11 protein-coding genes are annotated in these 13,937 nt (G+C 71.2%); 10 read left to right on the top strand and 1 reads right to left on the bottom strand.

The genetic code is table 11. The annotated features are described in order from the left end of the window. Positions 1–93 precede the first annotated feature (93 nt). From ABD808_RS31080 to ABD808_RS31035, 10 genes are all read left to right on the top strand, one after another. Complete coding sequence (locus ABD808_RS31080; protein WP_344904314.1) at positions 94–1,335, top strand: cytochrome P450; 1,242 nt, start codon at positions 94–96, stop codon at positions 1,333–1,335. Next, positions 1,332–2,927: a peroxidase family protein gene (locus ABD808_RS31075; RefSeq protein WP_344904311.1), complete on the top strand. Its 1,596-nt coding sequence runs from the start codon at positions 1,332–1,334 to the stop codon at positions 2,925–2,927. Before ABD808_RS31080 ends, ABD808_RS31075 begins: the two co-directional genes overlap by 4 nt. Beyond that, positions 2,924–5,101: an alpha/beta hydrolase family protein gene (locus ABD808_RS31070; protein WP_344904308.1), complete on the top strand. Its 2,178-nt coding sequence runs from the start codon at positions 2,924–2,926 to the stop codon at positions 5,099–5,101. The genes ABD808_RS31075 and ABD808_RS31070 overlap by 4 nt, the downstream gene beginning before the upstream one ends. 9 nt (positions 5,102–5,110) lie before the next feature. Next, positions 5,111–5,350 carry a hypothetical protein gene (locus tag ABD808_RS31065; RefSeq protein WP_344904305.1) on the top strand — a complete coding sequence of 80 codons (240 nt, stop codon included), beginning with the start codon at positions 5,111–5,113 and terminating at the stop codon, positions 5,348–5,350. Positions 5,351–5,616: 266 nt separating this feature from the next. Further along, positions 5,617–8,061, top strand: coding sequence for a N,N-dimethylformamidase beta subunit family domain-containing protein (locus ABD808_RS31060; protein ID WP_344904302.1), 2,445 nt, complete (start codon positions 5,617–5,619; stop codon positions 8,059–8,061). A gap of 117 nt (positions 8,062–8,178) precedes the next feature. Beyond that, positions 8,179–9,399, top strand: coding sequence for an MFS transporter (locus ABD808_RS31055; protein WP_344904299.1), 1,221 nt, complete (start codon positions 8,179–8,181; stop codon positions 9,397–9,399). Beyond that, positions 9,396–10,394: a TolB-like translocation protein gene (locus tag ABD808_RS31050; RefSeq protein WP_344904296.1), complete on the top strand. Its 999-nt coding sequence runs from the start codon at positions 9,396–9,398 to the stop codon at positions 10,392–10,394. Before ABD808_RS31055 ends, ABD808_RS31050 begins: the two co-directional genes overlap by 4 nt. Before the next feature lie 78 nt (positions 10,395–10,472). Beyond that, positions 10,473–11,753: a vanadium-dependent haloperoxidase gene (locus ABD808_RS31045; protein WP_344904293.1), complete on the top strand. Its 1,281-nt coding sequence runs from the start codon at positions 10,473–10,475 to the stop codon at positions 11,751–11,753. Between the two features lie 33 nt (positions 11,754–11,786). Continuing rightward, on the top strand, positions 11,787–12,404 hold the full coding sequence (locus ABD808_RS31040) for an RNA polymerase sigma factor (protein WP_344904290.1): 618 nt from the start codon (positions 11,787–11,789) through the stop codon (positions 12,402–12,404). Positions 12,405–12,414: 10 nt separating this feature from the next. Continuing rightward, a complete protein-coding gene (locus ABD808_RS31035) occupies positions 12,415–13,071 on the top strand; it encodes a Rieske (2Fe-2S) protein (RefSeq protein WP_344904571.1) in 657 nt (218 codons plus the stop codon). Between the two features lie 110 nt (positions 13,072–13,181). Here the strand turns inward: ABD808_RS31035 and ABD808_RS31030 are convergent, their stop codons facing one another. Beyond that, on the bottom strand, positions 13,182–13,631 hold the full coding sequence (locus ABD808_RS31030) for a hypothetical protein (protein WP_344904288.1): 450 nt from the start codon (positions 13,629–13,631) through the stop codon (positions 13,182–13,184). Positions 13,632–13,937: the final 306 nt, after the last annotated feature.

The following is a 13,937-nucleotide window of genomic DNA, read 5'->3' as shown; positions in this document are numbered from 1 at the left end:
GAATCTACTTAACTACTGAAAGTGGCAAACCTCTGAGCGTCGGTGATCCCTTACTCTCTGGGTCCGGTCGGTCATGAGTTCGGAGTTGATGCCATGCGACCTGATGGGTATCTCGCCGCCTACGACAGGCTCGTCCAGGCCGATCCGGCGGCCGCGCAGGCCCGGCTGGCCGGGTGGTTACGCACCGATTGGCGGGATCTGTTCGCCGAGCTTCGCGCCGACCGCCCCGTCCTCGCCGCCCCGGCCTTCACGCTGGTCACCCGCCATGCCGACGTCGTCGAGGTGCTGTCCAGGCCGGAGTCGTTCACCGTGCGCACGTACCGGCCGTCGATGGAGGCCGCGCTCGGCGCGCCGAACATGCTGACCCGCGACGAGACGCCCCTGAACTGGCGCGAGAAGGGCCTGATGCAGGCCGTGCTCGCGATGGAGGACGTCCCCGCCGTCCGCGCGCTCACGGGAGAACTCGCCGAGCAGGCGCTGGACGAGGCCGATGGAGAGCTGGACGCCGTCCGCCACCTGTTCCGGGGCGTTCCGCTGAAGGTCTGCGCCCGTTACTTCGGTTTCCCCGGGCCGGACGAGGAGACGCTGTCCCGCTGGTCGCGGGCCGTCATGACCGACGTGACCGCCAACCTGGTCGGCGAGCCGAGCGTGCGGGCCGCGTCGGTCGCCGCGGGCGCGGAGATGATGGCCTACCTGCGCGACCTGGTCGCCGAGCGGCGGGCCGCACCCGATGGCACCGACGTGCTCGGTCGGCTGGTGCGTGCCCGGCTGCCGGAAGAACTCGGTTTCGACGACGAGCGCGTCGCGGTCAACGTCGCCGGGACGCTGCTGGGGTTCGTCGAGAACGCGGCCGGGTCGATGACGAACGTGGTGTCCCTGCTGCTGGGGCAGCCAGGTCTGCACGCCGAGGCCGCCGCGGCGGCAAGCGATCCCGAGCGGTTCGACCGTTATGTCTGGGAGACTCTGCGGTTCGATCCCTTCCTGAAGATGATCATTCGCTTCTGCGAGCGCGACCACGCGCTGCCGAGCGGGGCGACCGTCCCGGCGGGACGTCCGGTCCTGGCCGCGGTCGCGTCCGCCATGTTCGACGCGGCGGCCGTCGAGAACCCCGCCGCCTTCCTGACCGATCGTCCCGAACACGCCTGGATGCATTTCGGGCACGGGCCGCACGCCTGCCTCGGCGTCCACCCGGGACGGGTCGTGATCGCCGAGACCGTCCGCCGGGTCATGCTGCGGCCCGGACTGCGCGCCGGTGGGGACGTCCGCCGCGACCGGGACGTCTTCCCCGACTGTTTCACCCTGCGGTTCGACACTCCGGCACGCGAGGGGGCATGACCGTGCGAGAGGCCAGAAAGAGCGCCCGTGGCTTCGCCTCGGACGGGGCCCGCAACCGACTGCGTTACCTCGCGCTCACCAGCGGCGGGCCGTTATGGCGGCTGGTCGAGAGCTCCACCGCGCTGCGCCGCCGAGTCAACGCCACCCTGATCGACCAGGCCGTCCGGGAGATGCCGCCGCGTCCCGAACCGCTGAGCACCATGGCGCCGTACACGTCCTGGTCGTCGCTGACCGACCGCACCTACAGCGGACGCCACCTGCCGCCCGCCCCCAACCAGGAGGTCGGGCGCCCGACGGTGGAGCGTGCCGCCGACCTGTTCGACCGCGACGGCGAGATGATTCTCTGCCCCCGGTCCACCGTTCTTTTCGCTTACTTCGCGCAGTGGTTCACCGACGGGTTCCTGCGCGGGGAGTCGACCGAGCCCCGTGACCCGCGCCGCAGCACGTCCAACCACGAAGTCGACCTCAACCCGGTGTACGGGCTGAACGCCGAGGCGACCGACGCCGTCCGCGCCCACCAGGGTGGCCTACTCAAGAGCCAGCTCATCAACGGTGGCGAGTTCCCGCCCTACCTCTGCGAGAACGGCAAGGTCAAGCCCGAATTCTCGGTGCTGACGGCAGTACGCATGGAGCAGCTCACCGACGCGCAGCGCGACACCCTCTTCGCTACCGGCGGCGACCGTGGCAACGTCCAGGTCGGCTTCACGATGATGACGGTGCTGTTCCTGCGCGAACACAACCGGGTCGCCCGGATCCTCGCGAACGAGAACCCCGACTGGGACGACGAGCGCCTCTTCCAGACCGCCCGCAACATCGTCATCGTCGAGGTCGTCCGGCTGGTCGTCGAGGAGTACATCAACCACATCGCGCCGTACCATTTCCGGTTCCTGCTCGACCCGCGCCTCAGCCGGACCTTGCGGCACGCGCCCTGGCAGCGTCAGAACTGGGCGTCGGTCGAGTTCAACCTGGTGTACCGGTGGCACAGCCTCGTCCCGTCCAGCCTGGTCGTCGGCGACACCGAGCTGCCCCTCGCCCGGACGCTGTTCGGCGCCGCCCTGCTCCCCGGCCCCGGTCTCGGACGGGTTTTCGAGGACGCCTCCGAGCAGCGCGCCGGACGCATCGGCCTGTTCAACACCGATCCGCTTCTGCGCCCGGTCGAACTGTCCTCGATAGCCGACGCCCGCACCCTCGGCCTAGCCTCGTACAACGACTATCGGGCCCACTGCCGTTTCCCCAGGGCGCGCGACTTCGGCCAGGTCTCGGGCGATCCGCGTGTGCTGGACGCGCTGTCCGACCGGTACCGTAGCGTCGACGACCTGGAGCTGTACGTCGGCCTGTTCGCCGAGGAGCCCGGATCGCCCGCCGCCGTCCTGCCGCCGCTGCTCACCAAGATCATCGCGATCGACGCGTTCTCGCAGGCGCTCACCAACCCGTTGCTGGCGCCCCGGGTGCTGACCGCCGCGACCTTCACCCGCACCGGCATGCGGGTGATCGCCGAGACCCGCACGATCGGTGACGTGCTCGCCCGCAACACCCCGGAGGACCCGCGCCCCCGGTCCGTGAGCATGACGTGGCGAGGAGCGCCCCGATGACCGCGCACGACGGACCGTACGACGAACCCGACGGCAGGCTCGACGACGGACCCGTCGAGCCGGGGCTGCCGTCCGCCGCCCGGGAACTCGCCGAGATCGCGCACACGCTCCGCGAGGCGTCCGCCCACGCCACGGCCGCGCTCGCCGATCCGCGGGTCACCGCCGCCGCGTGCCGGGCGCCGGGCGCGGGATGGCGCGCGCAGCGGTCGCTGGCCCGTGCCATCACCAATCCCGCCGGGCTCGGCTGGGCCCCGTCCGGCGGGGTGCTGGGCGTCCTCGGCGCCAAGCTCGGCGGGATCGCCGGGACGGCCAGCCTGCCCGTCGCGGTCATGACCACCTCGCTGCGGCTGCGGATCGCCGCCGTCGCCCGCACCGAGCCCGCCCTCACCGAGGACCCCCTCGTCCACCGGCTGATCGAGGCGGCCAGCGAGGGCCGGGCCGGGGTGATCGGGGCGCTGCGCGACCTGGTCGCCGACCGGGGCGCGGCGGGCGCGATCACCGCCGTGTCGCCCGTCTTCAGCGAGGTCCTCGCGCTGCGCGCGCTGCTCGACCGCAACCCGCTGAACGACCACACCGCCTGGCTCATCGCCACCGGCATGGGCGCCGCGACCGCCGACCCGCTGACCGGGCTGAGCAACCGGGTCATCGCGCGGCTGGACCACGGCCGGGGGGCCGCCGTGCGCGCCGTGCCGTCCGCCGATGAGGCCGCGCGGTTCTGCCGGGACGCGTCCCTGCTCGGCCTGCTCGGCGACCTGGACGCGATCGGGACGGACGGCCGCGCGCTGATCCTCACCGTGCGCGGCCCCGACGACGTCGAGCGGTACGTCCTCCTCGCGCCGGGCATGCGGATGGGCGCGCCGGACGGCACCTCGCCCGCCGATCTGCTCGGCGCGTTCAGCAGCACCGTCCTGAACAGCGGGCCCTACAGCCGTTCACTCGCCAGGGTGATCGCCGACTACCGGATCCCCGCCGGTGCCGACCTCGCCCTCATCGGGCACAGCGCGGGGGGCGCCGCCGTGATGAGCCTGAGCCAGGACGTCGCGCTGAACGCCCGCCACCGGCTCACCCATGTCATCGCGATCGGTTCGCCGATCGAGTTCAAGGAGCCCGCCGACCCCGCGACCTGGGTCGCCAGTGTCACCAACCGGTACGACATCGTCCCGAGTCTGGACGGTCAGGGCGCCGGAAACTGCTTCGCGCGGCGGCCCGACTGGTACGTCGTGGACTACGCCGACCCGACGCACCTGTTCCCCGAGTGCCACAGCCTCGGACGGTACGCCGCCGACATCGAGAACGCCCTCCCCGAGGCCCGCGCCCAAATCGAACGACAACTCGCGCCCTACAACGGAACAGTCGTGCACCGTCGCGTCTACCAGCTTTACGACGACGCGCGTCGTCCGGAAGGCTTTCCCTTCCTGACGGTCGCTTCTCGCTCCGAACCCACGCCAGACGGTCCGGTGGAGTTGCCCGCGCGCACGTCGGACGCGACGACCCTGGCCGCCTGGTTCACGACCGACACCGCGTCGGCGGCCGCCGTGCTCGGTGAGTTCGGGGGCGTCGTTCCGGTACGGGTCGGCCTGCGATCGCTGGTCGTGTTACACGTCTACGACCACCGGGAGAGCACGCTCGGACCGCACCACGAGATCGCGCTCGGTGTTCTGGTGCACGACCCCTGGTGTCCCCGACCGGTCGGCGTCTGGCGGGACCTGCTGCGTCGGTCGCAGTTGCGCGGCGCGGGTCTGCGAACCGTCGCCACGGCGTTGAGCACACCCGAGGCGGGTTCCGCCCACCGAAATTTGTGGAGCGAACACGCTTCCACGGTCCCCACCCACATCCGGTTGGACGGGCGGAACGCCGCCGTCACCGTCGGTGGCAGGGACGACCGAGTTCTGACGTTCACCGGGTCGCTCGGGCCAAGCAGCCCGTGGTCGTCGGGCGATCTCGTCCTCTACTCCATGCGGGCGGACGCCCTGTTGCGCTCGCTCGTCCACACCCACGGACCGAACCGCCTGCATCCGGCGCCGCGAGCCCGGCTGCGCATCGGCGCCGCAGACCACCTGCTCGCCGACATGCTGCGCGCCCTCGGACTCGACGGCGCCCGCCCGTTCCTCTGTCACAGCAGCCCGCACCAGTCGCTCCGCCGCGACGCGGGCGCGCCCGTCGTCCCCGCCTAGGAGGCCGCCTTGCCCGCCCACCGCTCGGTCGCCGACTCCGCGACCCTGCTGCTGTCCGACGTCAAGGCCGTCGAGAACGCCACGGCCCGCCTGCGCGCCCTCGCGCGGCGGCTCCGGGACGACCCGACGACCCCGCCGTGGTTCGTCGAAACCGTCGAAGCCCACATCACGGCCAGCGCGACCGCCGCGTCCGACCTGTCGGAGGCGGCATCACATCTGCTCATCCTGTCCGTCTCCGCTCCACGCTGAAACCAGTCTCACTCGACCGCGCCGCCAGACGAGCCCCACCCGTCTGCCATTCGCCGCGAGGATTCGACCGTTCGTCGCACGCGGCGAGGGGCTCGCCGCACACAGCCGGCCATTCGACGCCGTCCTGAATCTTGGGCTATCGCTCGTTCGTCGCTTCACGGACTCTCAGTCCATAGATCCTTGAATACCCCGGACATTACGGATCTTTCTCTTGTGTCCCATACGCACGCCTCGACCCCCCATCCCCCGTCCCGAGGTAGGTTCCCTTGAGAGAGTCCAGAGCGAGACACGGAACGGCCGTGCTGGCCGTGGGCGTCCTGGTGGCGCTGGCCCTTCCGGGGTCGGCGCCGTCGCACGCGGCCGGTGGTCCGAAGCCGGGCGCGGCGCCCGTGAACTACGTCCCCGACGAACCCCTTCCCACCGAGCCGACGCCTCCGCAGCAGCGGCTGGACGCCCTCGGCATCAGCGGCTACCCCGATCGGCTGAGCGTCGAGCCCGGGGAGTCGGTCAAGATCATGGCGAGCACCAAGGCCAAGACGTTCACGTCCACCATCGTGAGGGTCACCCACGGCGACGCCGACCCCGCGGGGCCCGGCGTCAAGGAGCAGGTGATCAACGACCCGGTCAACCGCACCTACCCCGGCGTTGACCAGCGGCTTCCGCTGGGCTCGTACGTGACGGTGCCCGACGGCCGCCGGCTCAGGCCAGAGGACGGGTTCACCATCACGGCGTGGATCGCCCCGTCCACGATCCCGGGATCGCCCTACAACCGGACCGCGTTGAAGCGGACGCCGGTCGGCACGCCACGGGCGCAGGGCCTGGTCACGAAGTGGTCGGAGGCCGACAAGCGCGGCTACGGCCTGTTCATCGACGAGACCGGCGCGACGGCACTGCGGATCGGCGCGGAGACCGTCTCGACCGGGGTCAAGCTGCGGCCCTGGGCGCCCGCGATGGGCGGCCCGGAGATGTACTTCTCCAAGAACGTCCGTCCGCAGCACGTCAACAACTCCGGCTGGTACTTCGTCGCGGCCTCTTTCGACGCGAAGAGCCACGAGGTCACCGTGACGCAGCGACCGGTCTCGACGCTCCCGGACGACTCGGGCGCGACCGTGACCAAACGGATCGGCGGCGACCTGCGGAACTCGAAGGACCCGCTCCTCATGGCCGCCTACTGGAACCGTTCGGGCGACGACCACCCGGCCGGGTTCTACAACGGCAAGATCGAAGCACCCGCCCTGTACGACAAGGCGTTCGGCAAGCGTGAACTGGACGCCGCCGCCAAGGGCGACCGGTCGGCGCGGCCGTCCGCGGCGTGGGACTTCTCCAGGCACATGTCCGGCGACCGGGTGTCTTCAACGGGTTCGCGGAGCCTGGACGGACGCGCGGTGAACCTCCCGGTCCGCGCGCTGACCAGCCACGACTGGGACCGCAAGACCATGAACTACAACCAGGACCCCAAGCAGTGGGGGGCGATGTACTTCCACGAGGACGACCTGGGCGACGCCGCGTGGAAGCCCTCGTTCACTTGGAAGGTCCCGAAGGACGCCCGCAGCGGTGTCTACGCCGCCAGGCTGAACGCTGACGGCAAGGATTACCACGTCACATTCGTGGTTCGTCCGAAGAAACGGACCGCGAAGATAGCGATGCTGGTGCCCACGCTGACGTATCTGGCCTACGGCCAGACCGGCGGCACCATGAGCCAGTACTCCGACCACGCCGACGGCAGCGGATACGTCTACTCCACCCATCGAAGGCCGATCGAGAACCTGCGTTCGCTCGCGACCGGTCCGAAGGGCGAGGGTCGCCCGTGGGGGTTCGAGGCGGACACCCACATCTTCGACTGGCTGGAGACGAAGAAGTACAACGTCGACTACATCACCGACCATGACGTGGACCGCGAGGGCAGAAAGATCCTCGACGGCTACCAGACGGTCATCACCGGCACCCACCCCGAGTACATCGCCACCACCGAGTTCGAGGCGGTCAAGGGCTGGCTGAACGACGGCGGACGGCTGATGTACCTGGGCGGCAACGGCTTCTACTGGGTCACCGCCATCGACAACACCAGGAACTACACCGAACTGCGCCGCCATGACGGCACCGAGGCGTGGCAGGCGGCGCCCGGCGAGTACTACCAGAACACGGACGGCGAGTACGGCGGGCTGTGGCGGTTCCGTGGCACCCCGCCGCAGGAACTGCTCGGCGTCGGGTTCTCCGCCCAGGGGTTCGGCCACCCGTCCGGCTTCGCCTTCTACAACGAGCCGTTCGACCGCTCCGACGCGAGCTACACCGAGGCCGGGGCCTGGGTGTTCGAAGGCGTGTCGAAGAAGAAGGGCATCGGCGACGGCCTGCCGAGTTTGCAGAGCCCGGGCGGGCCGATGGGCGAGGAGATCGACCGCGTCGACTACGCGCTCGGGACCCCGGCCAACGCGATCGTGCTCGGCACGTCGCAGCGGTTCGGCGAGCAGTACATGCACGTGGTCGAGGAGATCAACACCTCCGCGCTGTTCGAGGGCGGCGACACCAACCCGATGGTGCGCGGCGACATCACGCTCATCCACTACCCGAACGGCGGGGCCGTGTTCTCGGCCGCGTCGATGGTGTGGAGCGGCCAGTTCTTCCACAACAACTACAACAACGACATGACGCGGATCACCGAGAACGTCCTGAACAAGTTCACCTCCGGCGCTCCGCTTCCCGGCACGGGATAGGGGCGGCGACGCGACGGTCCGGGGCGCGGCGGGCGCCCGTCCCGGGCCGTCGCGCTCGGGCGTGACGGAATTCAGGTCTCGTAGAAAGGCCGACCCGTGTACATCACCGTTCGTGGGGTGGCTTCGTCTGGCTCGCGTGACTCGTCCAGGTCCTGGCGTTCGGTCTTCCGGCCGGTGCCCGGCACCGTCCTGGTGCTCGGGTTCGTCAGCCTGCTCACCGACATCTCCACCGAAATGGTCGCGGCGGTGTTGCCGCTGTTCATCACCGTCGGGCTCGGCCTGTCCCCGATGGCGTTCGGCGTGCTCGACAGCGTGTACCAGGCGGGCACCGTGGCCTCCAGAGTCGGGGGCGGCTACGTGGCCGACCGGTTCGCGCGGCCCAAGGCGGTGGCGGTCGCCGGATACGGGCTGGGCGCGCTCGCCAAACTGTTGCTGCTGCCCGCGGCGGGCGTCGCCGCGTTGTCGGCCGCGACGGGTCTCGACCGGATCGGCAAGGGTCTGCGCACCGGTCCACGGGACGCGCTGATCGCCGACGCGGCCCCAGAAGGGACGCTCGGACGGTCGTTCGGCGTCCACCGCGCGCTGGACACCCTGGGCGCGCTGCTCGGCCCGGTCGCGGCGTTCTACCTGATGGTCGCGGCGCCGGGGAACTTCGACGCGGTGTTCGTGGTCGCCATGTGCGTCGCGGGCCTCGGCGTGCTGCTCCTGATCGGCAGGGTCGACGAGAGCCGCGCCGCCGCCGCGTCCGGCACGCCCCGGGTCACGCCGCTGGGCGTGGCGCGGCTCGTCGCCGGACAAGCGCGGGTGCGGCGCGTCCTGCTGACGGCGGCGGTGCTGTCCGCGCTGACGATCAGCGACGCGTTCCTCTACCTGGTGCTGCTGGAGGGCGACGCGATCTCCACCCACTTCTTCCCGCTGATGTTCCTGGGGACGGGCGTCGTCTACCTGGTCGCGGCGGTGCCGTTCGGACGTCTCGCCGACCGGTTCGGCAGGCCGCGCGTCTTCATCGCCGGGCATGTGATGATCCTGGTCGCCTACGTCGTGGCCGGGTCGGCGGCGGGCCCGATGGCCGCCGGGGCGACGCTCGCCCTGCTCGGGCTCTACTACGCGGCGACCGATGGTGTGCTGCCCGCCGCGACGGCCGCGATCGTCCCGGCGAGCTACCGGGCGACCGTCATCTCCGCCGTGCAGACCTGCGTGGCCCTGGGCCGCAGCCTGGCCTCGCTCTCCTTCGGCGCGCTCTGGACGCTGGCGGGCCCGTCGACGGCGCTGTGGGTGTTCGCCGCCGCGCTCGCCGCCGCCCTGGCCGCCGTCTCCCTGATCGGAGGACTTCGATGAACCGCTCCCGGGTGACCCTCCTGCTGGCCGTCCTGCTCGTGTGCGTGGCGGTCGGCACGGTCCTGACGGCGGTGGTCGGACGGGACAGGGCGTCCCTCGCGGGCGAGGCGGGCCCCGGCCTGTTCAGAACAGAGCACATCGTGTTCAGAACGCTCAGGAGCGGCCCCGACCAGGGCAGGATCGCGTACGCGCCGCCGAACGCCGTCCAGAATCGCGTGATCGCCGGGCCCCGGTGCCTGCGCGTGGCGGCCGGGGCGGGACGGGCGCTGTGCCTGCGCGAAGGAGGCGTGCCCGGCCGACCGTACGAGGTGGCGCGGCTCGACAACCGGTTGCGGGAGTCGGACGACGAACCGCTGTCCGGAGTGCCCAGCCGAGCGCGCGTCGCCCCCGACGGACGGCACCTCGCGACCACGGTGTTCGTCACCGGGCACGGCTACATCTCACTCGGGTTCTCCACCGAGACCATGGTCTACGACGGGAAGAACGGGCGTCCGCTGGCGAACCTGGAGCACTTCACGTTCATGCTCAACGGCGCGAAGGACAACAGCCGGGACCGCAATGTCTGGGGCGTCACCTTCGCCAACGACTCGAACACCTTCTTCGCCACCGTCGCCGTGTCCGGCCACACCTACCTCACCCGTGGCGACCTTTCCCGCCGCACGCTGACCGCGCTGCGGGACAACGCGGAATGCCCGTCGCTCTCCCCCGACCAGACCCGGATCGTCTACAAGAAGCGCGTGAACGAGACGTCGGCGGACGCCTGGCGCTTCTTCGCCTTCGACCTGCGCACCGGACGGGAATGGCAGCTCGGCGAGAACCGCAGTGTGGACGACCAGGTGGCCTGGCTCGACAACGAGCACGTGATGTACGCGGTGCCGAAGGCGTCCGGTGGACGCACCACGGCCGACATCTGGGCCGCCCCGGTCGACGGCGGCCAGCCCCGGCTGCTGATCCCCGACGCGGATTCCCCCACCCTCGTCGGCAACGACCTCTAGCCTCCACCCAGAGGGCTGCGGGAGCGTGTAACCCGTCCCCCTACTCCTAGTCGACCGTTGTCGACGAAGGGACGGGAAATGAGGAGAACGCTGGCCGTCGCCGGCCTCGCGATGGGAACCGCGTTCGCGCTGACCGCCGCGTCCGGGGCGCAGGCCGCCGGGACGCCGGGCGCGGGGACGCCGGGCGCGGGGACGCCGGGCGCCGACGGGCCGACCGCGCGGGGACGGGAGGTGGTGATCGGCTGGAACCGGGCGCTGCTGGAGATCGTCCGGACGCCCGGCGCGCAGCCCGCCACCGTCCACCCGACGCGGAGCTTCGCGATCCTGCACACGGCCATCGTCGTCGCGGCGGCTTCTCCCGGAGGGGGACGCGGCCGGTCGAAGGAGGCCGCGGCGGCGCAGGCCGGGCACGACAGCCTGGCCGCCCTGTACCCCGCGCGCCGCGCCGACCTGGACCGCAGGCTCGCCGACGAGCTCGCGAAGGTGCCGGACGGCCACGCCAAGGCCGCCGGAATCCGGGCGGGTCGGCGCGCCGCCGCGGCCGTGCTCGCGGACCGCGCGCACGACGGGTCGGACGCGACGCCGCCGCCGTTCGTGCCGGGCGACCGTCCCGGCGACTACCGGCCCACGCCACCGACGTTCCCCGCCCCCGTGTTCACGCACTGGGCCGCCGTCCGGCCGTTCGCGCTGGGACGCGGCGACCGGTTCCGTTCCGCGCCCGCCCCGGCACTGGCCAGCCGGGCGTACGCCAAGGGGCTGAACGAGGTGAAGTCCCTCGGGCAGGACACGAGCACCACCCGGACGGCCGACCAGACCGTCCAGGCACGCTTCTGGGCCGCGCCGATCCAGAACTACTGGAACGAGATCGCGCAGAACGCCGCGCGCCGCCACGGCATCGGCCTCGTCGCCACCGCCCGCCTGTTCGCCGCGCTCGACCGGACGTTCGCCGACTCGGTCATCGCGTTCTACGACGGCAAGTACCACTATCTGGTGTGGCGTCCCATCACCGCGATCCGCGCCGCCGACACCGACGGCAACCCCGCCACCCACGCCGACCCGAACTGGAACCCGCTGGCCGCGACGCCGCCCGACCCGTCCTACCCGGGCGCGCACAGCGTGGTCGCCGAGGCCGGGGCCGCCGTGCTGTCGACGTTCTTCGGCCCGTCCGACCGGTTCACCGTCACCTCCGAGGCACTGCCGGGCGTCACCCGTTCGTTCACGTCCTACCAGGACGCGGCGGACGAGGCCGGGCTCAGCCGCATCTACGCGGGCGTGCACACCCGCGCCGACCATGTGGCCGGTGAGCTGCTCGGCCTGCGGGTCGCCCGGTTCGTCCTCACCCACGGCGTGACCGGCTGACGGCCGCCGGGCGAAACGGCGGAAGGGACCGTCATGCGCCACTGGAAATCGGCTCGGCGCGGACCCGCCGAACCGGCGGGGGAAGCGTCCGGAGCGCGGGCGCCGCTGCGTCTCGTCCACGGCGAGACGTACGCGAACTGGGACGCGATCTACCTGCACAACGTGGACCGGATCTACCGGCTGATGTTCGCCAAGGTCGGCAACCGTCCCGACGCCGAGGACCTGACGGCCGAGGTGTTCCTGACGGCGCTGCGCCCGTTACGGGTGTCGGCGACCGTCGGCGAGGTCCGCGCCTACCTCCTCGCCACCGCCCGCACCGTGCTGGCCGCGCACTGGCGGCGCACCTTCGGACGGGAGATCACCAGCATCGACCTGGAACGGCTGACCGCCGTCGACGAGGAGCCGCCGTCCGGGGCCGGCGGCTCCCCGGCCGACGGCTCCCCGGCCGACGGCTCCGAGCAGCGGGCGGAACGGCTCCTCGCCGCGCTGCCCGACCGCTACCGGCGCGTCCTGGAACTGCGGTTCCTGCACTCGTACACGATCAAGCAGACGGCGGCGGAGCTCGGGCTCAGCGTGGGCAACGTCAAGGTGCTCCAGCACCGCGCACTGCGACTCGCGGCCGAACTGGACCGCGACGGCCCCCGAAAATGAGCAGGTGACCATGAGAGGACTGCCCCGCTTCGTCGAGAAGCTGCTGCGCGGCGGCCGCCCGCGCCCGTTCCCGGCGGACGACGCCGACGCGGACGCCCTGCGGGTGGCCATCGAGCTGCGCGCGGCGCGTCCCGGCTCCGGCGTGCCGCGCGAGGAGTTCATCGCCGACCTGCACCGCCGCCTCGCCCGCGACCAGGCCGACACCGCGCCCGCCCCGGTCCGCCGCCGCTTCCTCCTCGGCGGCGCGGTCGGGGCGGCGGGGGCGGCCGCCGGGGTGTTCGCGGACCGGGCGCTCGGGGGCGACCCGGCCGCGCCGCCCGGCGACGGGCGCCTCACGCCCGACCTCGGTGTCTGGCATCCGATCGTGAACGCCGCCGACCTGCCCGAAGGCACCGTGCACGGCTTCTCCGCCGGTGGTGTCGACGGCTTCCTGACCCGTGAGGGCGGACGGGTGCGAGCCGTGTCCGGCACGTGCACCCACCAGGGTTGCCGGTTGACCCCGCATGAACGGACCAAACTGCGTTGCCCCTGCCACGGTGCGCTGTTCGCTCTCGACGGCACCGTCCTGTACCACCGCCTCAAGGCCCCGCTGTCCGCGCTTCCACGCCTCGCGGTACGGCAGGCGAACGGGATGGTCGAGGTCTTCGTCCCGCGTGGTTCCGGGTGATCCGGTTCTGGCGGCCCGCGACGTCCGTCCCGGACGACACCAAGGGATCTGGTCCCTTGGGACGGACGCCGCGGGCCGCGTTCAGAAGGTGGAACCGGATCGGCGTTCGATCAGCACGGAGCGGGTGAGGTCACCTCGGACCAGTCCCCGACCCCGACCGTGTTCTCGGCCCGGGTCCGTTCCTGCGCGTCCTGACCGCACGGCCAGAAGTTCGGCCCGTTGAAGTACCGGGTGCTCGCACCGGGCGCGAGCGTCCGGGCGCCGGTGGCGTCCGTCACCCAGGCGCTGGTCGCGGCGTCCCAGTGCTGGAGCGTCACCGTGATGTCGGTCGGCCCGAAGCCACGGTTCAGCGCCTCGATGAACTGCTGCGTGCCGTACTGGGTGGTCGGCGAGGAGAGCGCGTCGCTACAGGTCTTGTAGACGACGGATCCGAGCTCGACCTCCGGACCACAGAGGGTGTCCGTGGTCCGGGCGGAGGCGATGCCCGTACCGGTCATGGCGGTGACGACCACCGCCGCCCCCATGACGGCGGCCAGGCGATGGGACCTCCGTAAATTCATGCTTTTCTCCCTTGTGAAGACGTGACGGCGGGTTCGCCGTCGATAGATTTATCGATCATTTGGAGCGGTATATCAAGGCGCGGCAGATGTCCGCAGTAGGCCACCAAATCAGGTTGACCGACAGGCCCGAGTTGCTTACTCAGGCGCGCCCATATCCGGACTCCGAAAACGTTCGACTGTGTTCAGCATCACCTTTCTGAACTTTCGTTGAATTTTTCACTTAATCGCGAGTCTTTCCAGGTCAAGACACGTATGACGGCCATGCGAACAGTCGGGAGACGTTCACCGGCGCCTGTCGTCCCGCAG

The organism is Actinomadura meridiana (genome assembly GCF_039537545.1).
GTDB lineage: Bacteria > Actinomycetota > Actinomycetes > Streptosporangiales > Streptosporangiaceae > Spirillospora > Spirillospora meridiana.
This window is presented reverse-complemented; position numbering and strand designations above follow the sequence as displayed.

Bases quoted from the DNA above. Each gene is read 5' to 3' on its own strand.
- ABD808_RS31040 (WP_344904290.1), top strand. From the start codon at position 11,787: ATGCGCCACTGGAAATCGGCTCGGCGCGGACCCGCCGAACCGGCGGGG.
- ABD808_RS31030 (WP_344904288.1), bottom strand. From the start codon at position 13,631: ATGAATTTACGGAGGTCCCATCGCCTGGCCGCCGTCATGGGGGCGGCG.
- ABD808_RS31035 (WP_344904571.1), top strand. From the start codon at position 12,415: ATGAGAGGACTGCCCCGCTTCGTCGAGAAGCTGCTGCGCGGCGGCCGC.
- ABD808_RS31050 (WP_344904296.1), top strand. From the start codon at position 9,396: ATGAACCGCTCCCGGGTGACCCTCCTGCTGGCCGTCCTGCTCGTGTGC.
- ABD808_RS31080 (WP_344904314.1), top strand. From the start codon at position 94: ATGCGACCTGATGGGTATCTCGCCGCCTACGACAGGCTCGTCCAGGCC.
- ABD808_RS31070 (WP_344904308.1), top strand. From the start codon at position 2,924: ATGACCGCGCACGACGGACCGTACGACGAACCCGACGGCAGGCTCGAC.
- ABD808_RS31045 (WP_344904293.1), top strand. From the start codon at position 10,473: ATGAGGAGAACGCTGGCCGTCGCCGGCCTCGCGATGGGAACCGCGTTC.
- ABD808_RS31075 (WP_344904311.1), top strand. From the start codon at position 1,332: ATGACCGTGCGAGAGGCCAGAAAGAGCGCCCGTGGCTTCGCCTCGGAC.